Genomic DNA, 22,588 nt, shown 5'->3' on the forward strand with positions numbered 1-22,588 from the left:
GCGGCTCCTGTTGTACGGGAGGGTGGTGGGTGGGCAGAGGTCATGAGGCGAACAGCCGTACAGGCCAGGCGGCATGCGCCTCCGCGCTGATCTCCAGCAGCGGCCCGGACGCCGCGGGCAGGGCATCGATCCCCTCGTCGAGAGCCCTGCGCGCGGCCTCCACGGCTTGGTCCACGACGCGGTCCAGCTCCGGCGCCAGCCGTGCCAGGACCCCGGTCGCGTCGAAGGGGTCGAGGCTGAGCAGCCGTACGACGGCGGTCGCCGGCCCGCTCACGCTCTCGTACGCCGCGCAGTACGCCGCGTCCTCGGGCCCGATGCCCGCCGACCTCGCGGTGACCCCCAACACCACCGGCTGATGGGCGCCCTTGGGGAACTCCCGTGCCAGAGCGTCCAGTTCGTCCGACGGCCATGTCGCCCGTGCCGCCCGCATCAACTGCCGCCCCAGCTTCCGCGCCGCAACGCGCAACGCAGGCGACGGAGTTCGTGCGTCGGCCGCGATGTCCAGCTCGGCCGGATCGCCCCCGAGCGCGGCCGCCGCGGCGAGCCCGGCGGCCACCAGTCCCGCCGTGTGCAGCCGGCCCCGGCAGAACTCCTCCAGTCCCGCCGCCCCGGTGATCCGCCCGGCCTTGACCGCCGCCTCCGCCCCGCCGGAGTGCGCATGCCCTCCGGCGGGGAAGCGGCCGTCGGCCAGGACGAGCAGTGCAGCCCTCGTCATGACACCGACGCCCCTTAGAAGAGGAAGTAGCGCTGGGCCATGGGCAGTTCGGCCGCAGGCGTCGCCTCGACCAGCTCCCCGTCGATGCGCACCGCGAAGCTGTCGGGGTCGACCTCGACCCGCGGCCGCGCGTCGTTCTCCCGCAGATCGGCCTTGGTCACGCCGCGCGTCGACTCGATGGCGACGAACCGCTTGCCCAGCCGCAACCGCTCGGGCAGCCCGTCCTCGATCGCGAGCGGCGCGACGAAGTTGACCGAGTTGGCGGCCGGCGCCCGTCCGATCGCCCCGTACATCGGCCGCGGCAGGATCGGCTGCGGCGTCGGGATGGAGGCGTTGGCGTCGCCCATCTGCGCGTACGCGATCTGCCCGCCCTTGATGACCAGGTGCGGCTTGACACCGAAGAACGCCGGGTCCCACAGGACCAGGTCGGCGAGCTTCCCGCTCTCCACCGACCCGATCTCACGGGCGAGGCCCTGGGCGAGCGCCGGGTTGATCGTGTACTTGGCGACGTACCGCCGCACGCGGTGGTTGTCCGCGCGCCCGTCCCCGGGCAGTGCGCCCCGCCGCCGCTTCATCACATGTGCCGTCTGCCAGGTCCGCAGGATGACCTCACCGACCCGGCCCATGGCCTGGGAGTCGGAGGAGATGATCGAGATGGCGCCGAGGTCGTGCAGGATGTCCTCCGCACCGATCGTCGACGGCCGGATCCGGGACTCGGCGAACGCCAGGTCCTCCGGCACCGCCGCGTTCAGGTGGTGGCACACCATCAGCATGTCGAGGTGTTCCTCGGCGGTGTTCACGGTGTAGGGCCGCGTCGGGTTGGTGGAGCTCGGCAGCACGTTGGGCTCGGAGACCACGGTCATGATGTCGGGCGCGTGCCCGCCGCCGGCGCCCTCGGTGTGGTACGCGTGGATGCCTCGGCCCGCGATCGCGGCGAGCGTGTCGCCCACGAACCCGGCCTCGTTCAGCGTGTCGGTGTGGATGGCGACCTGGATCCCGGTCCGGTCGGCGACCGTCAGGGACGCGTCGATGACGGCCGGGGTCGACCCCCAGTCCTCGTGCAGCTTCAGGCCCAGCGCGCCGCCCCGGATCTGGGAGAGCATCGCCTCCTGCGAGACGGTGTTGCCCTTGCCGAGGAAGCCGATGTTGAGCGGGTACTGCTCCATCGCCTCCAGCATCCGGGCGAGATGCCACGGGCCGGGCGTGACGGTGGTCGCCTTGGAGCCCTCGGCGGGCCCGGTGCCGCCGCCGACCAGTGTGGTCACGCCGGACGCCAGCGCCTCGTCGGCGATCTGCGGGCAGATGAAGTGGACGTGCGCGTCGATCGCCCCGGCGGTCAGGATCCGCCCGTTGCCGGCGATGACCTCGGTCTCGGGGCCGATGACCAGGTCGGGGTGGACACCGTCCATGGTGTCGGGGTTGCCCGCCTTGCCGATCCCGGTGATCCGCCCGTCGCGGATGCCGACATCGGCCTTGATCACGCCCCAGTGGTCGACGATCACGGCACCGGTGATAACGGTGTCAGGGGTGCCGTCTGCGCGCGTAGCACGCGCCTGGCCCATGGATTCGCGGATGACCTTGCCGCCGCCGAACACCGCCTCGTCACCGGCGAGTCCGGGGCCGCCGGAGCGGTCCTCCTCGATCTCGATCAGCAGATCGGTGTCGGCGAGCCGGATCCGGTCCCCGGTGGTCGGGCCGAACAGGTCGGCGTACGCGGCACGCGAGATCTCAGGCATCGAGGGCACCTCCGGTCTCCCCGCGCAGCCCGGGCACCACGCGGGCGCCGGTGAGCGGGACGAGTTCGACGTCGACGGGGATTCCCGGCTCGAAGCGCACGGCGGTGCCGGCGGCGACGTTCAGCCGCTTGCCGCGGGCGGCGGCACGGTCGAACTCCAGGCCCGGGTTGGCCTCGGCGAAGTGGTAGTGGGAGCCGACCTGGACGGGCCGGTCGGCGGCGTTGAGGACGGTCAGCCGGGTGACCTCGCGGCCCGCGTTGTAGACGATCGGGCCGTCCCCGAACAGGATCTCGCCGGGAATCATGGGCGTCATGGGCGGCCTCCTCAGACGATCGGGTCGTGGACGGTGACGAGCTTGGTGCCGTCCGGGAAGGTCGCCTCGACCTGGACGTCGTGGATCATCTCGGGGACGCCGTCCATGACGTCGTCGCGGGTGAGCAGCTTGCGCCCGGAGGCCATCAGCTCGGCGACGGTACGGCCGTCACGAGCGCCTTCGAGGATGTGCGAGGTGATGAGGGCGACGGCCTCGGGGTGGTTGAGTCTGAGGCCGCGGGCCCGGCGCTTCTCGGCGACGTCGGCCGCCACATGGATCAGCAGCCTCTCCTGCTCGTGCGGGGTCAGTTGCACGTCCCACCTCATATCCTCGCTCCGGGCCGTGCGGGGCCCGGTTGCCGCGGCCACGGGCAAAGTCCCTGGTGGCGTGGAGGGGCAGGCTAGTTGGGACGGGTTTCGAGCAAGTTAACCGAGCTGTGATCCCTCAGTCGTCGGTGCGCGGGTCGCGCAGGCTGCTCAACCCCCGCAGTCCGTCCTGGAGCACCTTGACGGGCACCGGTCCGAACAGGACCTGCTGGGCGAGGAAGCCCTGCACGGCGGCGATCATGGTGCTCGCGACGTGCAGCGGTGGTACGTCCGCCCGCATCGTCCCCGCGTCCTGGTACGCCTCGACCAGGCGCACCCAGCTCTCGCGGACGCTGCCGTAGCCCTCACGCATGGTGGTGGCGAGCGCCTTGTTCCGCAGGATCTCCCCCCACACCTGGACGATCAGCCGTGGGAAGGCGGGTTCTCCGTCGCAGGTGAGCGACGCGCGGGCGCCGAGGGTGCGGCCGAGCACCGAGCCGACGAGGAGGTCCGGCGGCGGGGGCGGGGTCAGCTCGGCGGCCTCCTCGAAGGCGGCCCGGACCTCACCGAGCACCTCTTTGACGATGGCGTCGATCAGCTCGTCCTTGCCGCTGAAGTAGCGGTAGACCGCGCCCGCGGACAGGTCGGCCTCCTTCAGGACGTCCTGCATCGAGGTGGCGTGGAAGCCGTTGCGGGCGAAGCAGAGCGCGGCGGCGTCGAGGATCTGCCGGCGGCGGGCGTCGAGGTGTGCCTGGGATACACGGGCCATACGCCAAAGCTAAAACGAACGTTCCTTCTTGACAAGGGGCCGACACGGGAGCACGGTGGAGGCAGACGAAAAACGAACGATCCTTCTTTTTAGGTCCCTCTTCCCGGAGGAAGCCCATGTCCCCCAACGCCGCCCTCCCGCACGGCCGTCGGCTGCTCGTCGCCACCCTCCTCGCCCCTGTCCTGGCGGCCCTCGCCCTGTGGGCCTTCGCCTGGCCGGCCGCCCGCACCGCACCCCATGACCTCCCGCTCGGCGTCGCCGGCCCCGCCGCCGCCACCGCCCCGCTGGAGCAGCAGCTGCGGAAGGGACACGAGGGCGCCTTCGAGGTCCACCGCTACGGCGACGAGGCCGCCGCCCGTGACGCGATCGAGGACCGGACCGTGTACGGCGCGGTGGTCGCCACCCCCGGGGGCCCGAAGCTGCTGACCGCCTCCGCCGCGAGCCCGGTCGTCGCCCAGCTGCTCCAGCAGGCGGTGGGTGAGCAGGCGGCCGCGAGCGGGACGCGGCTGACGACGGAGGACGTGGTGGCCGCACCGGCGGCCGATCCGCGCGGCGCGGCCCTGGCTTCGAGCGTGCTGCCGATGGTGCTGGCCGGGATCGCGGCCGGTGCGGCGGTGACGCTGCTCGGGCTGCGCGGCGTCCGGGCCGCGCTCGTGCTGACCGGCGCCGCCGCTCTGGTCGGGTTGACGGCCGCCGCGATCGCCGACAGCTGGCTCGGTGTGCTCACCGGGAACTGGTGGGCCGAGGCCGGGGTGTTCAGCCTGTGGATGCTGGCCGTCGGCGCCGCCGTGGCCGGGACCGCCGCGCTGCTCGGCACGGCCGGCGTCGGTCTCGTCAGCGCCCTGGTGATGTTGATCGGCAACCCGTTCTCGGGCGCGTCGTCGGCGCCGCAGCTGCTGCCCGAGCCGGTCGGCGTGATCGGCCAGTGGATGCCGCCGGGCGCGGGCGCCTCGCTGCTGCGCTCGGTGGCGTTCTTCGACGGCGCCGCGGCGGCCGGCCCCCTGCTCACGCTGGCCTGGTGGGCGGCGCTGGGCCTGGGCGCCGTCCTGCTCGGCACCAACCTGAAGTCCCGCGGGCAGAACCCGGCCCAGGATGTCGAGCGCCCGCTCGCCACGGTGAACTGACCGCCGGCTCCTTCGCAAACGGACCGTGCGTCCCCGTCGTAACGGACGGGGACGCACGGTCACACGCGTTTCTCTGCCCTGGCGTTCCGCTCTAGGAGGGGTTCGGCCGACGGTGTTCCGCCGCGATCCCGAATCGCCGGTGTTCGCGGGGAGCGGAGTCGACGTCACGCATCGTCGACACGGCGCTGATCACCTGGTCCTCGGCCGGGGCGTCGAGCGCGTCGAGTCGTGCCAGGTCGGCGGCGGAGACGAGGGCGACGAGGGGCTTGCCGTGCCGCGTCACGACGACGTGTTCGTTGCCGTACACCACCCGGTTGATGAGGTCGGCGAGCTCAGCCCTGGCTTGCGTCACCGGAATCTCGTAGACCATGCTCCTACCTTACGTCATGTACGTCCTGTACATTTTTGCCAAAGGTAGCCGGATCACACTCCGAGACCGGCGGGAAGTGAGAGAATCGATGCTGCCTCCCGAGTTGCCCCCGCTGCCCGCACTCACGCGCGCAGAGGCGGAGTTGATCGACCGTTACCTGGATGTGGTCGATCTGCTCGGCCGCATCAATCCCGCCCAGCACGGCGACACGTACCGCGGGCTGCGCGCCGCCCAGGCCCTGGTCAGCAAGGCCGTCGCGCTGCGGGAGGCCCTGACACTGATGCACCAGCGCGGAGAGAGCGAGTTGCACGCACCCACGCTGGCGCGTGCGCTGCGCGTGCTGGACGGCGACCGCCGCACGGCGCGCGTCACCCTGCCGCCGCTCTCCGACAGTTGACTCACCGCCCACCCGGTGCGACCCGTCAGCGGTGTGCGGCGAGCGTCCTGACCCCGGTTCAAACGGACCAAAAGGATTACCCCCGGATGGAGTACGGATGGCTCGTTTCTTCGACCCGTGGCAGCTTGCGCGACGCGCGTAGCATCTAGACAGAACGGGACATTTCTTTGCTGGTCCGAGGGGGTCTGGGTCTCTTGACACCTGATCGCGAATCAGGATGTCCACCCGAACGGGTGAGTGGTGACTAACCCCACAAATCCCCGATTCCATTGGGATTTTCGGACATCCGTGGGTCAAGATCCGTGTCTGACGAGCCCCCGCCACAAGCGGCGGGGCGGTCCGGGCGGACGCCGAGTCCTGCCGCCGCCTGGATGACCGGTCGACAGAAGGGTTCGGCAGGAGTGGAGGACCCAAGCACGACGGGTCGCCGGCACGGTCACGCCATGACCGGGCCGAGCAGCCCTTGGGGTGAAGCCGCGTCAGCGGCCGGGCAACTTCGCCAGCCCGAATCCGACAGGTCATCCTTCACAGGCGGCTGACGAAGGGTTGCGCATGACTGCGCTCAATCGTGTCCCGTCGCTCATGGCCCGGGCCGGCACGGCCTCGGCCTTCGCCATCGCCGCCGTGGGCGGCACGATCGTGGTGCCGGGTGTCGCCTCCGAGGCGGAGGCGGTGACTCCCGCGACGAAGGCACTCCAGGTCGCGGCCTCCAAGAAGGGTGCCCCATACAAGTACGGCGCCGTGGGCCCCAACCGGTTCGACTGCTCCGGGCTGACGCTGTACTCGTACAAGAAGGCGGGCAAGTCCCTGCCGCGGACGGCCGCCCAGCAGTACAACAAGACGCGCCATATCTCCGCGTCCAACCGCAAGGCCGGCGACCTGGTGTTCTTCCACTCGGGGTCGAACGTCTACCACGTCGGCATCTATGCCGGTAACAACAAGATCTGGCACTCACCGAAGACGGGGGACGTCGTGAAGCTCCAGAAGATCTGGACGAAGAGCGTCTGGTACGGACGGGTCAGCTGACATTCCCGGAGCGGGCGACGGCCCCTGACACGCCGCCGCCCGCTCCGGGCCACCATCCTCAACACGCCGGTCGCTCATCGACACCGGCGGGGTGACGGCGGGGCGGAGGGAGAAGCCCACCGCCGAGGAGGAGACGCGGGGAACCGCCTTCCTCCAGCCACTCCACCCCAGCACCCGCCGACTCCCCCAGCGCCCCCTGCCCGCCGTCCCACTCCTGCCGGGCACTCCCTGCTACGCCCGCCCTGCCGCCGGGCCTCCGCACAAACCCCACCGGCCCACACCTGGCCCTCCCCCGCTACCCAGCCGCTCCGGGCGCTCTCGGTGCGTCGTCGGGCCCGTCCCGGCGCGTGCCTCCGGGTGGTCCGGGGCGCTACGGCTCCTGGGGGCCCGCCGTCGTCACCGGCTCGGCCGGCACGGTCCAGGGGACCTCGATGGAGACCGTCTTGCCGCCCTCGCGGGTGGGTCGCACCCGTAGCTTGCCGCCGCACTCGGCGGACAGCCAGCGGATGATCACCATGCCGCGGCCGTTGTCCTGCTGGACGGCGGCCGGGAGTCTCCTGGGGAAGCGCGGATGGCTGTCCGTGACGCCGATCCGCAGGTTCTCGTCGTGGTCGAGGGCCAGATCCACCGTGAAGGTGGGCGACTGGCCGAAGGTGTGCTGTACGGCGTTGGTGGCGAGTTCGGAAACGATCAACCGGACGGTCTCGGCCAGGTCCGTCTCCGCCGGCAGGCCCCACTCCCCCAGGGTGCCGATGGTGAAGGCGCGGGCCGTGGCGACCGACGCGGGATCGCTCGGCAGAGTGACGGATGCTTCCAGATGGTCTGCCATGGCGACGTCGTCCCTTTCCCGCGGGACCGGAGTCCGACACGCTGCGGATGGTTCGAGTACGGTCCCGGACTGGTGCTTCTTCGTCAGCCTGCCATCACCGCACCGGTCACGGGCGGCGATCCACCAAGATATGGATATATCTGTCGCTCGAAGCGGTGAACTCTGCCACGACAGAGCGTTCTTGGGCGGCTCGTAAGGAGTAAGGAGGGGGGCCATGCAGCACGGTCCCGTGGTGCGCCGCCGGAAACTCGGCGCCGAACTGCGCGCGCTGCGCGCCCGCGCCGGTCTCACCAGCGGTGAGGCCGCCCGTCTGGTGGGCTGGCACCAGTCCAAGGTGAGCCGGATCGAGACGGGCACGAGCGGGGTGAAACCGGCCGATGTGCGGTTGCTCCTCGACGTCTACGGCGTGGTCGACCGGCAGCTGCGGGAGCTGATGCTCGTGTTGGCCGGCGCCCACCGCGGCGGCGGACGGGACCACTGGTGGCACGCCTATCGCGGCGTGCTGCCGCCCACCTACCGCGATTTCATCAGCCTGGAGTCCCAGGCCAGCGCGATGCGCACACTGGAGACGACCGTGGTCCCCGGGCTGTTGCAGACGCCCGAGTACGCCCGTGCGGTGACCCTGGCCGCCGTGGAGGGGGTCACCGAGGACCGCCTGGACACGCTGGTCGAGGTGCGGCTCGCCAGGCAGGACGTACTGCGGGCGGACCCGCCGCTGGAGCTGAGCGCGGTGCTGGACGAGGCGGTGCTGCGGCGGCAGGTGGGCGGGGCCGAGGTGATGGCGGACCAGCTGCGCCGGCTGGTGGCAGCCGCGCGGCTGCCCCAAGTGAGGCTGCAGGTCCTTCCGTTCACCGCCGGGGCGCACATCGGCGTCACCGGACCTTTCGTTGTCTTCTCATTTTCGAGCACGTCTGATCTGGATGTGGTTGTTCTCGACCACTTGACGAGTAGCCTCTATCTGGAACGGAAAGAAGACGTCGAGACCTACACCGCGGCCTTCGAGGCCCTTCAGAGCCACGCCCTTTCGCCCGAGGAAACGCTGGATTACATCGCCGCAATTGGTGACGGCGCGTAAGGAGGCACCATGACCGCACTGCCTCGGCACGTACCTTCCACGACCCGACTGACCGGCGTGCGGTGGCTGCGCAGCAGCTACAGCACCGGAGCCAACAACTGCGTCGAGACCGCCCGCCCGGCCTCCGGGCCCGGGGCCGGGCTGCTCGCCGTACGCGACTCCAAGGACCCGGCCGGCCCCGCGCTGCTCTTCTCCCCCGAGAGCTGGGCGGGCTTCACCGCCGCGTTCCGCTAGGAGCGGCCGGCAGCGGCGGCCACGGCCGTGTCACGCCGACTCATGGTCGTGTCTCGCCGATCACCTGGACAGCGCGTTCCACCTGGGCCTCGGTGAGGTCCGCACGGGCGGTCAACCGGATCCTGGAGACACCGTCGGGCACGGAAGGGGGACGGAAGCAGCCCACGGCCAGCCCCGCCGTACGGCAGTCGGCCGCCCACCGCACGGCCTCGTCCCGCGAGGGCGCGCGCACCGAGACGACCGCGGCGTCCGGACGGACCGCCGTCAGGCCCGCGGCCGTCAGGCGGGTGTGCAGCTCGCCCGCCACCGCGCGCACCCGCGCCGCCCGCTCCGGCTCGCGGCGCAGCACCCGCAGGGCGGCCAGCGCCGCGCCCGCCGCCGCGGGGGCGAGGCCCGTGTCGAAGATGAACGAGCGTGCCGTGTTGACCAGATGGCCGATCACCCGGGCCGGACCCAGCACGGCCCCGCCCTGGCTGCCGAGCGACTTGGACAGGGTGACGGTGACGACCACGTCGTCGGCGCCCGCGAGGCCCGCCGCGTACGGGGCACCGCGCCCGCCGGCGCCGAGCACCCCGAACCCGTGGGCGTCGTCGACGACCAGTCCGGCCCCGTGCTCCCGGCAGGCGGCGGCGAGCCCGGCGAGCGGGGCCTGGTCACCGTCGACGGAGAACACCGTGTCGGAGACGACGATGGCGGGCCCGTCATGCGTGCGCAGCGCCTTGCGCACCGCCTCCGGGTCGGCGTGCGCCACCACCTCGGTGCCGGCGCGGGCCAGCCGGCAGCCGTCGATGAGCGAGGCGTGGTTGTCGGCGTCGGCGACGATCAGCGAGCCGCGCGGGGTGAGCGCGGTGACCGCGGCCAGGTTCGCCGCGTATCCGGAGGAGAAGACCAGCGCCGCCTCGAAACCGCAGAAGTCGGCCAGTTCGCGCTCCAGCTCGCCGTGCAGCTCGGTCGTACCGGTCACCAGCCGGGAGCCGGTCGCGCCGCCGCCCCAGGTGCGGGCGGCCGCCGCGGCTCCCTCGACGACCTCCGGGTGCCGGGCCAGGCCCAGGTAGTCGTTGCTCGCGAGGTCCAGCAGCGGCGAGTCGGCGGGGCGGGGGCGCAGGGTCCGTACGAGTCCCACGCGGCGGCGCCGCTCCGCCTGCTCGTCGATCCAGCCGAACGCCATCGGTCCTCCGGTGCTTTTGTAGGTAGCGCACAGACCCTAGCGGTCCGGCCCGCCACCCAGGGTGTGGCAATACCCACACGTCAAACCGGGTGTGTTGTGCGATCCCTACCTTGGCCCGGGGCGGGTGAGTAGGACAGGATCGACTCCCATGGACCTGCTGAACACGCTGGTGGACAAGGGGCTTCGGCGCGAGCTGCCGACCCGCGAGGAGGCGCTGGCCGTCCTGGCCACGTCCGACGACGACCTGCTCGACGTGGTGGCCGCGGCCGGGAAGGTGCGCCGTCACTGGTTCGGGCGACGGGTGAAACTCAACTATCTCGTCAACCTGAAGTCCGGACTGTGCCCCGAGGACTGTTCCTACTGCTCCCAGCGGCTCGGTTCCAAGGCCGACATCCTGAAGTACACCTGGCTCAAGCCCGACCAGGCGTCCGAGGCGGCGGCCGCGGGCCTGGCCGGCGGCGCCAAGCGGGTCTGTCTGGTGGCGAGCGGGCGCGGTCCCACCGACCGTGACGTGGACCGCGTCTCGGAGACCATCAAGACCATCAAGGAGCAGAACGAGGGCGTCGAGGTGTGCGCCTGCCTCGGTCTGCTCTCCGAGGGCCAGGCCGAGCGGCTGCGCGAGGCCGGCGCGGACGCCTACAACCACAACCTCAACACGTCCGAGGGGACGTACGGGGACATCACGACCACGCACACCTACGCCGACCGCGTCGACACCGTGCAGAAGGCGCACGCGGCGGGCCTGTCGGCGTGCTCGGGCCTGATCGCCGGCATGGGCGAGTCGGACGAGGACCTGGTGGACGTCGTCTACTCGCTGCGCGAACTCGACCCGGACTCGGTGCCGGTCAACTTCCTGATCCCCTTCGAGGGCACCCCGCTGGCCAAGGAGTGGAACCTGACGCCGCAGCGGTGCCTGCGGATCCTCGCCATGGTCCGCTTCGTCTGCCCCGACGTGGAGGTGCGCATCGCGGGCGGCCGCGAGGTCCACCTGCGCACCATGCAGCCGCTCGCCCTGCACCTGGCCAACTCGATCTTCCTCGGCGACTACCTCACCAGCGAGGGCCAGGCCGGCAAGGCCGACCTGGAGATGATCGCGGACGCCGGCTTCGAGGTGGAGGGCGCGGACCAGGTGACGCTGCCGGAGCACCGGGCGACGGGCGGCTGCGGCTCGCACGCCGCGGCCGGGTGCGGGTCCCACGAGGGCGGCGGCGTCTGCGGTACGACGGCGGAGGCGCCGGCGTCCGGCCACGAACCCCGGCCCGACCTCGTCGCCGTACGCCGCCGAGGTGCCGGAACGGACCTCGCGCCCAATGCCTGACCTCAGCGTGCCGGAGCTGCTGGCGCTGGACCGGCGGCACGTCTGGCACCCGTACGGTCCGATGCCGGGCCGGGTCGAGCCGCTCGTCGTGGAGTCGGCGAGCGGGGTGCGGCTGCGGCTGGCCGACGGCTCCGGTGAGCTGGTCGACGGCATGTCGTCCTGGTGGTCGGCGATCCACGGCTACAACCACCCGGTGCTCAACGAGGCCGCGCGGGAGCAGCTCGGCCGGATGAGCCACGTCATGTTCGGCGGGCTCACGCACGAGCCCGCCGTACGCCTGGCGAAGCTCCTTGTCGACATGTCGCCGGACGGCCTCGAGCACGTCTTCCTCGCCGACTCCGGGTCGGTGTCGGTCGAGGTGGCGGTCAAGATGTGCCTGCAGTACTGGCGCTCGCTCGGCCGCCCCGAGAAGCGGCGGCTGCTGACCTGGCGGGGCGGCTACCACGGCGACACCTGGCAGCCGATGTCCGTGTGCGACCCCGAGGGCGGGATGCACGAGCTGTGGACCGGGGTGCTGCCCCGGCAGGTCTTCGTGGACCCGCCGCCTGCCGAGTACGAGGAGGAGTACGCCGACCAGGTGCGCTCGGCGGTCGAGCGGCACGCGCACGAACTGGCCGCGGTGATCGTCGAGCCGGTGGTGCAGGGTGCGGGCGGGATGCGGTTCCACTCCCCCGCGTATCTGAGGGTGCTGCGGGAGGCGTGCGACGCGCACGGCGTGCTGCTGGTGTTCGACGAGATCGCCACCGGCTTCGGCCGGACCGGCGCGCTGTTCGCGGCGGAGCACGCGTCGGTGACGCCGGACGTGATGTGCGTGGGCAAGGCGCTGACCGGTGGATACCTGACCATGGCGGCGACGCTGTGCACGTCCCGCGTGGCCGACGGGATCTCGCGCGGCGAGGTGCCGGTCCTCGCCCACGGGCCGACGTTCATGGGCAATCCGCTGGCCGCGTCCGTCGCGTGCGCGTCGATCGAGCTGCTGCTCGGGCAGGACTGGCTCGCGGAGGTCAAGCGGATCGAGGCGGGGCTGCGCGAAGGGCTCGGCGAGGCGGCGTCGGTGCCGGGCGTGCGGGACGTACGGGTCCTGGGCGCGATCGGGGTGGTCCAGCTCGACCACGCCGTCGACATGGCGGCGGCGACGCGGGCCGCGGTGCGTGAGGGCGTGTGGCTGCGGCCGTTCCGCGACCTGGTCTACACGATGCCGCCGTACGTCACCGGGGACGCGGACGTCGCCCGGATCGCGCGCGCGGTGTGCGCGGCGGCGCGGGAGGGATGAGGATGCCGATCCTGATCGTCACGGGGACCGGTACCGAGGTCGGCAAGACGGTCGCCACGGCGGCCGTCGCGGCGGCGGCGCTCGCGGCGGGCCGGTCGGTGGCCGTACTGAAGCCCGCGCAGACGGGCGTACGGCCGGACGAGCGCGGGGACGCCGACGAGGTCGAGCGGCTCGCCGGGCCGGTGACCACGGCCGAACTCGCCCGCTACCCCGACCCGTTGGCGCCCGCGACGGCGGCACGGCGGGCCGGTCGGGCGCCGGTGCGGCCGGTCGAGGTGGCGGAGGCCGCGCAGAAGCTGGCCGCCGAGCACGACCTGGTCCTCGTCGAGGGCGCGGGCGGCCTGCTCGTACGCTTCGACGACACGGGCGGCACCCTCGCCGACGCGGCCCAGCTGCTCCGGGCACCGGTACTGCTCGTCGCCTCGGCCGGCCTGGGCACGCTCAACACGACCGAGCTGACGGCCCGTGAACTGCGTTCTCGCGAGCTGGAGTTGCTGGGCGTGCTGATCGGCAGCTGGCCCGACTCCCCGGACCTGGCGATGCGCTGCAACGTGACGGATCTGCCGGATGTGGCCGGCGCACCGCTGCTGGGAGTACTGCCGGAGGGAGCGGGCTCACTGTCTCCGGCCGACTTCCGCACGACGGCACCGGGCTGGCTGGCAGCGAGGCTGGACGGACGGTGGCGAGCGGAGACATTCCGGGCCACTGCGACTCCCTAGGGGCGCGGGGAACTGCGCGACCAGCCACAACGGCGGCGCACCCGACCACTCACGCGTCCTCCACCTCCCCCAGCAACCGCACGAGTTCAATGCGCGAGCGGATGCCGAGCCGGGTGAAGACACCGCGCAGATGGTGGTCGATGGTGCGAGGACTGAGCGCGAGCTGCGCCGCGATCTCACGATTGGTCGCCCCGTCGGCCGCCATCCGGGCGACCCGGAGCTGCTGCGCGGTGAGCCCGGCGGCAGCCGACCGCTCGGCCCCCCGCGCCGGCGCACCCAGCGCACGCAACTCCGCGCGGGCCCGCCCCGCACAGTGCGGCGCGCCGAAGGACTCGAACGCCTCCAGCGCGCTGTGCAGCCGGTCCCGTGCCTCCGCGCGGCGGCGCAGCCGGCGCAACGCCCCGCCGAACAGCAGCTCGGTACGGGCGCGTTCGACGTCCCGGGTGCCCTGGGCGTGCAGGTCGAGGGCGGCCTGGTAGTGCTCGACGGCGTCGGCGCCGGGAGTGAGCAGGGCTCGGCAGCGGGCGCTGAGCGCAAGGTCGTCGGGGCTGCGCACGGCGCGGGCCCAGCGGTCGTAGTCGGCGTGGGCGGCGCGGGCCACCCGGGTGTCGTCGGTGCGGGCGACGGCCTCGACGTAGTGCGGGGTGGCCAGGTGGCGGATGGCGCGGTGACCGTGGCCGGGTCCGAAGCCGGCGAGGGCGCGCAGCCGGGCCGCCGCCGCGTCGTGGCGGCCGGTGTCGAGGTCGAGGACGGCGAGCGCCCACTGGGCGAGCGCGGCGGGCAGGCCGAGTCCGTGTGCCAGGGCGTGGGAGCGGGCGGTGGCGGCACGCTCACGGCACAGGTCGGCGTCGCCGGTGAGTGCGGCGAACAGGGCGAGGGCGGCCTGCAGATGGCAGGCGCCGTTGTCCTGCCCGGTGGCGTGCGCCTGGTGCAGGGCGTCCAGGGCGGCGGCCTCGGCGGCGCGGGGGCGGCCGGTCCAGAAGTCGGCGTAGGCGCGGAACTCCATCGCCTGGACGGCGGCCGCCGTCTCGCCCCGGGCGCGGGCGGCCGCGGCCGCGCGGACCGTGGCGGTGGCGGCGCGGGTGTGGTCGCCGAGCAGGAGCGCGGCGATGCCGGCGTGCAGGAGAAGGGTGGGGTCGCCGCCCGGCCCGCATCGCCCGGCGGCGGCCGCGAGCAGTTCCCGAGCGTCCTGGTAACGCCCGTCCACGGCGGCCGCGATCCCGCCCAGCACGCCCGGCGGTTCGATCCCGAGCCGCCGCGCGACTCCCATCGCCTCCTGACAGCGACGCAGGTGGCCGGTGTAGATCGCGGCTTCGGTTGCCCGGGCGAGGAGGTGACTGGCGCCACCGACGGGAGGAAACGTTCCGCCGGTATCACCGGGCACGGGCGGCGGGATCGCCGGGGCAGGACGCGGCTCGGCCTCGGAGCCCACCCGGCACCCATGCACCACACGCCCACCCGCCTCAGCCTGCGAAGCCCGACCCGCACGGGCTACGGAGTCGGACCCGAACCCCGAACGGGCCACCCGATCCGCCCCGGCCCCCGCACGCGCCACCTGATCCACCCCAACCCCCGCACACGACACCTGATCCACCCCTGCTGCTGCACCCGCGTCACCTGTTCCGCCCCGGCCCCCTGCACGGGCCACGGGGTCGGCCCCGAACCCCGAACGGGCCATCCGTTCCGCCCCGGCCCCTGCACGCGCCACCTGATCCACCCCAACCCCCGCACACGACACCTGATCCACCCCTGCTGCTGCACCCGCGTCACCTGATCCGCCCCGGCCCCCTGCACACGCCAAGCCGTCCACCCCGGACCCCTCGGGCGCCACCCGGTCCGCCGCAGACCCCGCACGACCCGCGCCGTCCGCCCCCGGCACACCGAGGGCGGTGCATCCCGCGTGCGCCTCGCCGCCGCGGTCTGCGGCACCCTCCGCACCGGTCAGGCCCGCGACGGTGGCGGCCCTGCAAGTCCCGTCCCCGCAGAGGCCCGCGACAGTGCCCCCAGCCCCGTGGAGGCCCGCTTCCGTGCCGTCCCGCCGCGCCTCGCCCGAACGCGCCGCGCCCTCGGCCCCCGACACGCCTTCAACAGCGCGCCCCGCCCGCACCCCGGACTCACCCCCGACAGCGCGCCTCGTCCGCCCCTCACGAACCGCGCCCTCAGACCGGGGAGGGCCATAGGCGGGCGGTACCGCACCGGCCGGCAGCACCTCACGCCCACCCACCGCACCCCCAGCCCCGGAAGCTTCGTCGGCGGCGGGCGGTGCCGTGCTCACCGCGCCTGCCATCAGCGCGTCGAATGCCTCTGCCGCGTCCCCCGTGCGCAGGGTCAGCAGGCCGGTCAGCGCGTCGGTGTGGGCCCGTGCCGCGAGGTGGCGGGCGCGGTCGGTGTCGCCCGTGTGCCAGGCGTCGGTGGCGGCCTGGGCGAGGAGGCGGGTCCGGGTGGCGGGGTCCGTGGCGAGCTCGGCGGCGCGTTCGGTGAGGGCGCGGGACAGGGCGGGGTCGCCGACGGCGCGGGCCTCGTCGGCGGCGGCCGTGAGTTCGGCGGCGAGCCGGGCGCTGGGGCCCAGCGCGCCCGCCGCCCGGTGCCATGAGCGGCGGGGCGCCTCGCCGGCCCCGTGCAGGACGCGGGCAAGGAGCCGGTGGACGTCCCGGCGGTCGGCCGGGGAGGCCGTCTCGTACACGACGATCCGGGTCCAGGCGTCCCGGAAGCCGACCCCGCCCGCAGTGGCGCAGGCGAGCCCGGCGGCCTCGGCGGCTTCCATGGGCCGGGTGTCGAGGCGGGCGGCGGCCACGGCGCGCGGGAAGGCGTGGGTGGCGACCGGGTACTGGTCGGCCGCCGCGAGCAGCAGGAGCAGCCGGGTGTCCGAGGGCAGCGCACGCACCTCGCGGCGGCGCTCGTGCAGCAACCTCGGGGCCAGCTCGGCGGGTTCCGTCGGCAGCGGGTCAAGACCGGCGGCCTGCCGCTCGGTGAGCCGGGCCGCGAGTTCGTCGGCGGCGCGCTGGTCGCCGTACGCCAGGCGCAGCGCCCGCACCCGGACGCCCTCGGCGAGCGCGGCGGCCGGGCGGTGCGGTGGCGAAGTGCGGTCGAGAAGTGGGGGGTTCACCGGAGTCACCACGCGATTCACGTTACTGGCGAGTTAATTGAACAGTAAAGACCGGCGATTTCACCGATGCGGCGCGCGTAGACCGCACCGGACACTCCTGGCGACCCCACCCGTCCCAGGAGGCACCATGCAGCGCCACAAGCGTCGTGCCGCCACGGCTCTCTCCGCTCTCTCGGCCGTGGTCGCATCGCTCCTTCTGTCACTGTCCCTCTCCGCCCCCGCGGCCCACGCCGCGACCCGCAACCCGGTCGTCTTCGTGCACGGCCTCAGCAGCTCGTCGAGCAGCTGGAACGACTGGGCCGCCAACTTCAGGGCGGACGGCTACAGCGCGTCCGAGCTGCACGCCTGGTCGTACAGCTGGTCGCAGTCGAACGTGACCACCGCCCGGCAGCTGGCCACGGAGATCCAGAACGTGCTCGCGCGCACCGGCGCGTCCAAGGTCGACATCGTCGCTCACTCCATGGGTGTGCTCAGCACCCGTTACTACCTGAAGAACCTCGGCGGAACAGCGTATGTCGACGACTTCGTCTCCACGGCGGGCGTCAACCACGGTACGTCGACGGCCGGTTGGTGCGCGTGGCTGTACACCTCGTGCGCCGAGATGAACACCGGCAGTTCCTTCCTGACCGCGCTGAACTCCGGTGACGAGACGCCCGGCAGCGTGTCGTACGCCAGCTACTGGTCCAACTGCGACGAGGCGCTCACGCCGGACACCACCGCGATCCTCAGCGGCGCCACCAACGTCGAGGTCGGCTGCGTCTCGCACTCCGACATGAACAACAACTACGGGGTCTACCAGCAGGTCCGGAACTTCATCGGCTGACCGCCCCGCCCCGCGAGGGGTGCGGACGGCGTCCAAGGGGGACAATCACGGTAGCGGCACCCGCCCGCAGGAGGTCCGCCATGCCGTCGTCAGTCGCCAAGGACGCCGTCCACCATCCCCTCTTCGCCCGTTTCTACGCCCGCTGCAGCGTGGCCGCCGAGCCCGCGATCGGCCCGCTGCGCACCGAGCTGCTGGCCGGACTGTCGGGGCGGGTCATCGAGGTCGGCGCGGGCAACGGGCTGAATTTCGCACGGTACCCGGGCGCGGTCGCCGAGGTGGTGGCGATCGAACCGGAGCGCGGGCTGAGGGAGTTGGCGCTGACGGCGGCGCGGCGCGCCGAGGTCCCGGTGGACGTGGTGCCGGGCGTGGCGGAGGCGCTGCCGGTCAAGAGCGAGGCGTTCGACGCCGCCGTGGTGTCGCTGGTGCTGTGCAGTGTGCGGGATGCGGAACGGGCGCTCCGGGAGATCCGGCGGGTGCTGAAGCCGGGCGGTGAGCTGCGGTTCTTCGAGCACGGGCGGGGTGGCGGCCGGGCGATGCGGCTGACCCAGCGGGTGCTGGACCGCACGGTGTGGCCGCGGCTGTTCGGCGGTTGTCATGTGGGGCGCGACCCGGTGGCCGCGATCCGGGACGCCGGTTTCGAGCTGGGCCCCTACCGGCGGCTGACGGTGCCCGACAAAGGGCCGGCCCTGCCCAGTTCGTACTGTGCGCTGGGGGCGGCGTACCGTCCCCTGGCCGACGACGAGTGAGGCTCACTCGCTCCACTGCTGCAGCTCCCGCGCGATGTCGTCCACCGACGCCTGGCCGCTCTTGACCAGTCGGGCCAGGTCGCGGACCTGCTCCGGCGAGGTGACGACCTTCAGTCCGCTGGCGACGAGGTAGGCGTAGGCGACCGCGGAGGCGAACAGCGCGTTGGAGCGCTCCAGCGCGGGGACGTGGATGAGGAGTTGGAGCAGCGACGCGGCGCGGGTCTGCGGGCTGTCGTAGACGGGGGTGTCGAGTATCTCCGCCTGGTGGCGTGCGACGGCGGCGACGAGGGCGCCCCAGTCGGTGACCTGGGGGTCTCCCGGCATCCGCTGTTCGGCGAGCATCAGCAGCCAGGCGAGATCGATCCTGAGGTCGCTCAAGGGCTCAGCGGCGACCTTCGCGGGCGCGCTCGCGCGTGCCGTCGCGTTCCGCGCCGAACTCCTCGGCGAAGACGGCCTCGTACTGCTTCATGAAGTCGGCGGCCGCCTCGACGAAGGTGTGGCCGGCTTCCCCGGTGTCCTGTCTGACCAGCTCCTCGATGTAGCGGTTGACGCTCATGCCGCGGGCGAGCGCGCGTTCGCGGGCCGCTCGGGCGGTGCCCTCGTCGACGCGTACGTTCAGCTGGGTCTTGGCCATGCCTCGACGCTAGCGCCGGGGTGCTAGCACCGGCAAGAGGGCCGGGAGGGCTCCGGATCCGACCTGCCGGATCCGACCTGAGAACGAACCCGCATCGGCCGCCGGAACGATGTCGCCGCTGGGGACGGTCGCACTAGGCTCGGCAGGAGGTCTGCGTTGTCCCCCGGAGATGCCCCGGACACGAGGAGGCAGTCTTGTCCACACCAGCTGCGGAGCACGCCCCCGGCCTGGCCCAGGCCGACGGAATCGCGGCCCGCGCCCGCGGTCTGACCAAGGCGTACGGCTCGGGTGAGACCGCCGTGCTGGCCCTGGACTCGGTGGACGTGGACATCGCGCGCGGGCGCTTCACCGCCGTCATGGGTCCCTCCGGTTCCGGGAAGTCCACGCTGATGCACTGCCTGGCGGGGCTCGACACCGTCTCGGCCGGACAGGTGTGGCTGGGCGACACCGAGATCACCGGGCTGAGGGAGCGGGAGCTGACCCGGCTGCGGCGGGACCGGGTCGGTTTCATGTTCCAGTCGTTCAACCTGATCCCCACGCTGAGCGCCGCCGAGAACATCACCCTGCCGATGGACATCGCCGGGCGGAAGCCGGACCAGAAGTGGCTGGAGGAGGTCGTCGACGCGCTCGGCCTGCGCGACCGGCTGCGGCACCGGCCGGCCCAGCTCTCCGGCGGCCAGCAGCAGCGCGTCGCCTGTGCGCGGGCGCTGGTCTCCCGGCCCGAGCTGATCTTCGCCGACGAGCCGACGGGCAACCTCGACTCACGGGCCGGCCTGGAGGTCCTCGGCTTCCTGCGCCAGGCGGTGGACGCGCTGGGACAGACGGTGGTCATGGTCACCCATGACCCGGGCGCTGCCGCCCACTCCGACCTGGTGCTCTTCCTCGCGGACGGCCGGATCGTGGACGAGATGCAACGGCCGACGGCGGAGGCGGTGCTGGAGCGGATGAAACGCTTCGACGTGATCCGCACCCAGTTCGACGAGACAGCGAACGGCACAACGGACGACACGGCGGACGACATGGCGGACGACACGACCCGAGAGGGCTGAACCGGTGCTGAAGGCCACCCTCAGAAGCTTCCTCGCGCACAAGGGGCGCCTGCTGCTCTCCGCCCTCGCCGTGCTGCTGTCCGTGGCGTTCGTGGCGGGCAGCCTGATCTTCTCCGACACGGTGACCCGGACGTTCGACCGGCTCTTCGCCTCCACCTCCGCCGACGTCACGGTGGAGCCGCGGGACGAGCTGAACTCCTCCGTGCCGACGGGCGCGGTCCAGACCGTGCCCGTCTCGCTCCTCGACCAGGTGCGCGCTGTCCCCGGGGTCGCCTCGGCCCACGCCGAGGTGGGCGTGCAGAACATCACGGTCGTCGACAGCGACAACGAGAACGTCGGCCCGACCACCGGCGCCCCCACCATCGCCGTCGACTGGTACGTCACCGACCGCAGCCCCGTCGAGCTGACCTCCGGGCGCGCCCCGCGCGGCGCGGGCGAGGCCATCCTCGACGCGGACACCGCCGACAACAAGGACGTGAAGATCGGCGACACGCTCACCGTGATGGCCCAGCCGGGCTCCTTCGAGGTCGAGATCGTCGGCATCGCCACCTTCACCACCACCAACCCCGGCGCGGCCCTGGTCTTCCTCGACCCCGAGGTCGCCGCGGCCAAGCTGCTCGGCGCGGCGGACCGCGCCACGGGCATCGCGGTGGACGCGGCGCCGGGCGTCACGGACGCCGAGCTCAAGCAGCGGGTCACGGCGGCGATCGGCGGCGCCGGGGCCTACGACGTGAAGACCGCCGACGAGCAGGCCAAGTCCGCGTCCGAGGAGCTGGGCGGATTCCTCGACGTCATCAAGTACGTGATGCTGGGCTTCGCCGGGATCGCCGTCCTGGTGGGTGTGTTCCTCATCGTCAACACCTTCTCGATGCTGATCGCCCAACGCACCCGGGAGCTCGGTCTGCTGCGCGCCCTGGGCGCCGACCGCCGCCAGGTGCGGCGTTCGGTGCTCACCGAGGCGATCCTGCTCGGTGTGGTCGGCTCGACGCTGGGCCTGGCCACCGGTATCGCGCTCGCGGCCGGGCTGATCGAGCTGATGGGCGCGTTCGGCATGAACCTCAGGACCACGGAGATGGCCATCGGCTGGGCGACTCCGGTCGCGGCGTACGCCGTCGGCGTCGGCGTCACCTTCGTCGCCGCCTACCTCCCGGCCCGCCGCGCCGCGACCGTCTCCCCGATGGCCGCCCTCTCGGACGCCGAGATCGCCGGTGTCGGGCGGCCGCTGAAGGTGCGCGCGGTGGTCGGCTCGGTCATCGGGGCGCTCGGCGCCGCAGCGCTCGCGGGCTGCGCGGCCTCCTCGGACACCGCGTCGGCCGCCTCCCTGCTGGGCCTGGGCGTGGTCCTCACCCTCGTCGCCACCGTGATCGCCGGGCCCCTGCTGGTGCGGCCGGTGATCCGGGTGCTGGGCGGTGTCTTCCCCGCCCTGTTCGGCTCCATCGGCCGGATGAGCCAGCGCAACGCCCTGCGCAATCCGCGTCGTACGGGGGCCACGGCGGCCGCGCTGATGGTGGGCCTGGCCCTGGTGGGCGGCATGTCGGTGGCCAGCGCCTCCATGGCGAAGTCCTTCGACGAGCAGATCGACGACACGCTGGGCGCCGACTTCGTCATCCAGAACGCCAACTTCACGCCGTTCTCGCGGGAGGTCACCGACGCGGTGCGGGACACCGACGGCGTCGGGCTCGTCGTACGGCAGCGGTTCGCGCCGCTCGCCGTGACGCTGCCGGACGGCAAGCGGGTCGAGACGACCGCCGCCGGATACGACGCGCAGGTCGACGACATCGCGCACATCACCTACGCCGAGGGCGACTCGGCGGCCGCGCTCGCGGACGGCCGCATCGGCATGGACGTGGACTTCGCGAAGGACCACGACGTGCGGGTGGGCAGCGTCCTGCCGGTGGAGTTCCCGGCGGGGCAGCGCACCGAGCTGACGGTCGGCGCGCTCACCGACCAGGACGCCGCCGAGGGGTTCGGCATGGAGGGCGGGATGTTCCTCGGCATCGCGGCGGTCGAGAAGTACGTCCCCGGCGGCCAGGAGTCCGTGCTCTACGTCAACGCGGCGGCCGGCACCGACGCCGGCGAGCTGCGCACCCGGCTGGAGCGGGCGCTGGACCCGTATCCGCAGGTGCAGGTGCGCGACCAGGCCGACTACAAGCAGCTGGTGCGCGACCAGATCGCGGTGCTGCTGTACCTGGTGTACGCGCTGCTGGGGCTGGCGATCATCATCGCGGTGCTCGGCGTGGTCAACACGCTCGCCCTGTCGGTGGTGGAGCGCACCCGGGAGATCGGCCTGCTGCGGGCCATCGGACTGGCCCGGCGGCAGCTGCGGCGGATGATCCGGCTGGAGTCGGTGGTGATCGCGGTGTTCGGCGCGGTGCTCGGGCTGGCGCTGGGGCTGGTGTGGGGCGTGTGCATCCAGCAGGTCCTGGCGCTCCAGGGCATGAAGGCGCTGGCGATCCCCTGGGGCACGATGGTCGCGGTGGTGATCGGCTCGGCGCTCGTGGGCGTGGTCGCGGCACTGCTCCCGGCGTTGCGTGCCTCCCGCATGAATGTGCTGGCGGCGATCGCGCACGAGTGATCGGATGGTGGCGGCCCCTGAGTCGCGCGCGGCTCGGGAGAGTTGATTCCGCGTCCGTTCCGCGTCGGAGTGGATCCGCGTACCGCGGCGGCCGGGGCCACCCAGCGGGCCGGGTGGGCACGTTCGTGCCGCCTCGCGAGGCCGTGACGACGGACGCGCCGCCCGGCGGGCGCCTGGAACCCTGGCTCGGCACCGGCCACGGGAGCGGTACGGGTTCTCGTGTCCCACCGTGCTGGAGGCGCTCGGGCCGGTGATGGCCGTGCCGCGCGGGCGGTGAGCGTCCG

The 22,588-nt window shown here is 72.8% G+C and carries 22 protein-coding genes, 1 pseudogene and 1 riboswitch; of the genes and pseudogenes, 12 read left to right on the forward strand and 11 right to left on the reverse strand.

Annotated features, from left to right (window positions below; all coding sequences use genetic code 11):
* Positions 1–40: 40 nt before the first annotated feature.
* From ACH5AC_RS27745 to ACH5AC_RS27765, 5 genes are all read right to left on the reverse strand, one after another.
* A complete protein-coding gene (locus ACH5AC_RS27745; RefSeq protein ID WP_398864904.1) occupies positions 41–715 on the reverse strand; it encodes an urease accessory protein UreF in 675 nt (224 codons plus the stop codon).
* A gap of 14 nt (positions 716–729) precedes the next feature.
* Positions 730–2,451: an urease subunit alpha gene (locus tag ACH5AC_RS27750; protein ID WP_398864905.1), complete on the reverse strand. Its 1,722-nt coding sequence runs from the start codon at positions 2,449–2,451 to the stop codon at positions 730–732.
* Entirely contained in the window at positions 2,444–2,755 is a 312-nt protein-coding gene (locus tag ACH5AC_RS27755) for an urease subunit beta (RefSeq protein WP_398865047.1), read from the reverse strand. Before ACH5AC_RS27755 ends, ACH5AC_RS27750 begins: the two co-directional genes overlap by 8 nt.
* Positions 2,756–2,775: 20 nt before the next feature.
* Positions 2,776–3,078 carry an urease subunit gamma gene (locus ACH5AC_RS27760; RefSeq protein WP_264925921.1) on the reverse strand — a complete coding sequence of 101 codons (303 nt, stop codon included), beginning with the start codon at positions 3,076–3,078 and terminating at the stop codon, positions 2,776–2,778.
* Positions 3,079–3,208: 130 nt separating this feature from the next.
* A complete protein-coding gene (locus ACH5AC_RS27765) occupies positions 3,209–3,838 on the reverse strand; it encodes a TetR/AcrR family transcriptional regulator (RefSeq protein WP_398864906.1) in 630 nt (209 codons plus the stop codon).
* Positions 3,839–3,954: 116 nt separating this feature from the next.
* Between ACH5AC_RS27765 and ACH5AC_RS27770 the strand changes: the two genes are divergently transcribed.
* Positions 3,955–4,962, forward strand: a complete 1,008-nt coding sequence (locus ACH5AC_RS27770; protein WP_398864907.1) for an ABC transporter permease — start codon at positions 3,955–3,957, stop codon at positions 4,960–4,962.
* 91 nt (positions 4,963–5,053) lie between these two features.
* Here the strand turns inward: ACH5AC_RS27770 and ACH5AC_RS27775 are convergent, their stop codons facing one another.
* Positions 5,054–5,332, reverse strand: coding sequence for a type II toxin-antitoxin system Phd/YefM family antitoxin (locus ACH5AC_RS27775; protein WP_398864908.1), 279 nt, complete (start codon positions 5,330–5,332; stop codon positions 5,054–5,056).
* A gap of 88 nt (positions 5,333–5,420) precedes the next feature.
* On the opposite strand from ACH5AC_RS27775, the gene ACH5AC_RS27780 reads away from it, so the two are divergent.
* Both ACH5AC_RS27780 and ACH5AC_RS27785 read left to right on the forward strand, forming a co-directional pair.
* Positions 5,421–5,729 (forward strand): hypothetical protein, encoded by a 309-nt coding sequence (locus tag ACH5AC_RS27780; RefSeq protein WP_398864909.1) that lies wholly within the window; start codon positions 5,421–5,423, stop codon positions 5,727–5,729.
* Positions 5,730–6,067: 338 nt separating this feature from the next.
* Positions 6,068–6,278, forward strand: a riboswitch (cyclic di-AMP (ydaO/yuaA leader).
* A gap of 3 nt (positions 6,279–6,281) precedes the next feature.
* Positions 6,282–6,755, forward strand: coding sequence for a C40 family peptidase (locus ACH5AC_RS27785; protein WP_398864910.1), 474 nt, complete (start codon positions 6,282–6,284; stop codon positions 6,753–6,755).
* A 370-nt stretch (positions 6,756–7,125) separates the two neighbouring features.
* Here the strand turns inward: ACH5AC_RS27785 and ACH5AC_RS27790 are convergent, their stop codons facing one another.
* Positions 7,126–7,584: an ATP-binding protein gene (locus ACH5AC_RS27790; protein ID WP_398864911.1), complete on the reverse strand. Its 459-nt coding sequence runs from the start codon at positions 7,582–7,584 to the stop codon at positions 7,126–7,128.
* Positions 7,585–7,798: 214 nt separating this feature from the next.
* Between ACH5AC_RS27790 and ACH5AC_RS27795 the strand changes: the two genes are divergently transcribed.
* Entirely contained in the window at positions 7,799–8,659 is an 861-nt protein-coding gene (locus tag ACH5AC_RS27795; RefSeq protein ID WP_398864912.1) for a helix-turn-helix domain-containing protein, read from the forward strand.
* 9 nt (positions 8,660–8,668) lie between these two features.
* A complete protein-coding gene (locus ACH5AC_RS27800) occupies positions 8,669–8,893 on the forward strand; it encodes a DUF397 domain-containing protein (protein WP_398864913.1) in 225 nt (74 codons plus the stop codon).
* Between the two features lie 40 nt (positions 8,894–8,933).
* Here the strand turns inward: ACH5AC_RS27800 and ACH5AC_RS27805 are convergent, their stop codons facing one another.
* Positions 8,934–10,061: an 8-amino-7-oxononanoate synthase gene (locus ACH5AC_RS27805; protein ID WP_398864914.1), complete on the reverse strand. Its 1,128-nt coding sequence runs from the start codon at positions 10,059–10,061 to the stop codon at positions 8,934–8,936.
* A gap of 148 nt (positions 10,062–10,209) precedes the next feature.
* On the opposite strand from ACH5AC_RS27805, the gene bioB reads away from it, so the two are divergent.
* Genes bioB through bioD form a run of 3 tightly spaced genes read left to right on the forward strand, consistent with a single transcriptional unit; the run spans position 10,210 to position 13,371 of the window.
* Positions 10,210–11,379 carry a biotin synthase BioB gene (gene bioB, locus ACH5AC_RS27810; RefSeq protein WP_398864915.1) on the forward strand — a complete coding sequence of 390 codons (1,170 nt, stop codon included), beginning with the start codon at positions 10,210–10,212 and terminating at the stop codon, positions 11,377–11,379.
* On the forward strand, positions 11,372–12,652 hold the full coding sequence (locus ACH5AC_RS27815) for an adenosylmethionine--8-amino-7-oxononanoate transaminase (protein WP_398864916.1): 1,281 nt from the start codon (positions 11,372–11,374) through the stop codon (positions 12,650–12,652). Before bioB ends, ACH5AC_RS27815 begins: the two co-directional genes overlap by 8 nt.
* A 2-nt stretch (positions 12,653–12,654) precedes the next feature.
* The gene (gene bioD, locus ACH5AC_RS27820; protein ID WP_398864917.1) at positions 12,655–13,371 is read left to right on the forward strand and encodes a dethiobiotin synthase; all 717 of its coding nucleotides are present in this window, start codon (positions 12,655–12,657) and stop codon (positions 13,369–13,371) included.
* A gap of 49 nt (positions 13,372–13,420) precedes the next feature.
* Here the strand turns inward: bioD and ACH5AC_RS27825 are convergent.
* Positions 13,421–14,713 (reverse strand): annotated as a pseudogene (locus ACH5AC_RS27825) (LuxR C-terminal-related transcriptional regulator); the annotation flags it as partial.
* A gap of 1,891 nt (positions 14,714–16,604) precedes the next feature.
* On the opposite strand from ACH5AC_RS27825, the gene ACH5AC_RS27830 reads away from it, so the two are divergent.
* Together ACH5AC_RS27830 and ACH5AC_RS27835 are read left to right on the forward strand one after the other, a co-directional pair.
* Complete coding sequence (locus ACH5AC_RS27830; RefSeq protein ID WP_398864918.1) at positions 16,605–17,300, forward strand: esterase/lipase family protein; 696 nt, start codon at positions 16,605–16,607, stop codon at positions 17,298–17,300.
* Between the two features lie 80 nt (positions 17,301–17,380).
* Complete coding sequence (locus ACH5AC_RS27835; RefSeq protein ID WP_398864919.1) at positions 17,381–18,046, forward strand: class I SAM-dependent methyltransferase; 666 nt, start codon at positions 17,381–17,383, stop codon at positions 18,044–18,046.
* Between the two features lie 3 nt (positions 18,047–18,049).
* Here the strand turns inward: ACH5AC_RS27835 and ACH5AC_RS27840 are convergent, their stop codons facing one another.
* A complete protein-coding gene (locus ACH5AC_RS27840; protein ID WP_398864920.1) occupies positions 18,050–18,424 on the reverse strand; it encodes a fic family toxin-antitoxin system, toxin component in 375 nt (124 codons plus the stop codon).
* A gap of 4 nt (positions 18,425–18,428) precedes the next feature.
* A complete protein-coding gene (locus tag ACH5AC_RS27845; protein WP_398864921.1) occupies positions 18,429–18,680 on the reverse strand; it encodes a toxin-antitoxin system HicB family antitoxin in 252 nt (83 codons plus the stop codon).
* Positions 18,681–18,874: 194 nt separating this feature from the next.
* On the opposite strand from ACH5AC_RS27845, the gene ACH5AC_RS27850 reads away from it, so the two are divergent.
* Complete coding sequence (locus tag ACH5AC_RS27850; RefSeq protein ID WP_398864922.1) at positions 18,875–19,729, forward strand: ABC transporter ATP-binding protein; 855 nt, start codon at positions 18,875–18,877, stop codon at positions 19,727–19,729.
* Between the two features lie 4 nt (positions 19,730–19,733).
* Positions 19,734–22,304: an ABC transporter permease gene (locus ACH5AC_RS27855; protein ID WP_398864923.1), complete on the forward strand. Its 2,571-nt coding sequence runs from the start codon at positions 19,734–19,736 to the stop codon at positions 22,302–22,304.
* Positions 22,305–22,588 lie beyond the last annotated feature (284 nt).

This window comes from Streptomyces sp. NPDC018693, assembly GCF_044391385.1.
Lineage (GTDB): Bacteria > Actinomycetota > Actinomycetes > Streptomycetales > Streptomycetaceae > Streptomyces.

What these genes read in the sequence shown, in the direction of transcription:
- ACH5AC_RS27770 (WP_398864907.1), top strand. Translation starts at nt 3,955, where the DNA reads ATGTCCCCCAACGCCGCCCTCCCGCACGGCCGTCGGCTGCTCGTCGCC.
- ACH5AC_RS27795 (WP_398864912.1), top strand. Translation starts at nt 7,799, where the DNA reads ATGCAGCACGGTCCCGTGGTGCGCCGCCGGAAACTCGGCGCCGAACTG.
- ACH5AC_RS27775 (WP_398864908.1), bottom strand. Translation starts at nt 5,332, where the DNA reads ATGGTCTACGAGATTCCGGTGACGCAAGCCAGGGCTGAGCTCGCCGAC.
- ACH5AC_RS27780 (WP_398864909.1), top strand. Translation starts at nt 5,421, where the DNA reads ATGCTGCCTCCCGAGTTGCCCCCGCTGCCCGCACTCACGCGCGCAGAG.
- ACH5AC_RS27750 (WP_398864905.1), bottom strand. Translation starts at nt 2,451, where the DNA reads ATGCCTGAGATCTCGCGTGCCGCGTACGCCGACCTGTTCGGCCCGACC.
- ACH5AC_RS27785 (WP_398864910.1), top strand. Translation starts at nt 6,282, where the DNA reads ATGACTGCGCTCAATCGTGTCCCGTCGCTCATGGCCCGGGCCGGCACG.
- ACH5AC_RS27745 (WP_398864904.1), bottom strand. Translation starts at nt 715, where the DNA reads ATGACGAGGGCTGCACTGCTCGTCCTGGCCGACGGCCGCTTCCCCGCC.
- ACH5AC_RS27790 (WP_398864911.1), bottom strand. Translation starts at nt 7,584, where the DNA reads ATGGCAGACCATCTGGAAGCATCCGTCACTCTGCCGAGCGATCCCGCG.
- ACH5AC_RS27765 (WP_398864906.1), bottom strand. Translation starts at nt 3,838, where the DNA reads ATGGCCCGTGTATCCCAGGCACACCTCGACGCCCGCCGCCGGCAGATC.
- bioB (WP_398864915.1), top strand. Translation starts at nt 10,210, where the DNA reads ATGGACCTGCTGAACACGCTGGTGGACAAGGGGCTTCGGCGCGAGCTG.
- ACH5AC_RS27830 (WP_398864918.1), top strand. Translation starts at nt 16,605, where the DNA reads ATGCAGCGCCACAAGCGTCGTGCCGCCACGGCTCTCTCCGCTCTCTCG.
- ACH5AC_RS27755 (WP_398865047.1), bottom strand. Translation starts at nt 2,755, where the DNA reads ATGATTCCCGGCGAGATCCTGTTCGGGGACGGCCCGATCGTCTACAAC.
- ACH5AC_RS27835 (WP_398864919.1), top strand. Translation starts at nt 17,381, where the DNA reads ATGCCGTCGTCAGTCGCCAAGGACGCCGTCCACCATCCCCTCTTCGCC.
- ACH5AC_RS27815 (WP_398864916.1), top strand. Translation starts at nt 11,372, where the DNA reads ATGCCTGACCTCAGCGTGCCGGAGCTGCTGGCGCTGGACCGGCGGCAC.
- ACH5AC_RS27805 (WP_398864914.1), bottom strand. Translation starts at nt 10,061, where the DNA reads ATGGCGTTCGGCTGGATCGACGAGCAGGCGGAGCGGCGCCGCCGCGTG.
- ACH5AC_RS27800 (WP_398864913.1), top strand. Translation starts at nt 8,669, where the DNA reads ATGACCGCACTGCCTCGGCACGTACCTTCCACGACCCGACTGACCGGC.
- ACH5AC_RS27845 (WP_398864921.1), bottom strand. Translation starts at nt 18,680, where the DNA reads ATGGCCAAGACCCAGCTGAACGTACGCGTCGACGAGGGCACCGCCCGA.
- bioD (WP_398864917.1), top strand. Translation starts at nt 12,655, where the DNA reads ATGCCGATCCTGATCGTCACGGGGACCGGTACCGAGGTCGGCAAGACG.